This window comes from Acinetobacter sp. ATCC 27244 (assembly GCF_000156555.1).
GTDB classification, from domain to species: Bacteria; Pseudomonadota; Gammaproteobacteria; order Pseudomonadales; family Moraxellaceae; genus Acinetobacter; species Acinetobacter haemolyticus.
The window spans coordinates 1-430 of record NZ_GG666006.1; the positions used below are offsets into that span (position 1 = coordinate 1).

Consider the following 430-nt stretch of genomic DNA (forward strand, 5'->3'; position numbering starts at 1 on the left):
TCTTACAACAAATTGTATTGGCCAAATTCTCCCTTCACCTAACTGTTCTTGGAATTTAGTAATTATTTTATCTAATTGAGAAATAAATACTTCTTGCATTTGCGGATGTAAATGAGCTTCAGGTTCTTCAATGAAAATTATTTGTCCCTTAGGTGGTAATAATTGAGATTGAAATTCAATAAAAAATTCATAAACACGAAATAAAATATAAATTAAGTTTCTAAAACCTAGACCATTATAAGTTTCTGGTAATGAAAAATACTCATCATGCTTATAATATACTTTTGTATGAGAATCTAATAAAGACTTAACATTTAATTCTGTGGATGCACTTAATTCTTTATCACTTATACCTGGATATCCAAATAAAGTTAGTTGAGGAATAAGCTTACTTACTTTTTCTTGAAATTCGCTATCGACTTTAAGTTGT

At 27.4% G+C, this 430-nt stretch carries 1 protein-coding gene; it reads right to left on the reverse strand.

The window, feature by feature from the left end:
- Nucleotides 1–430: AAA family ATPase (locus tag HMPREF0023_RS15995; RefSeq protein ID WP_034437743.1), on the reverse strand; the 430-nt coding region annotated here is incomplete at both ends.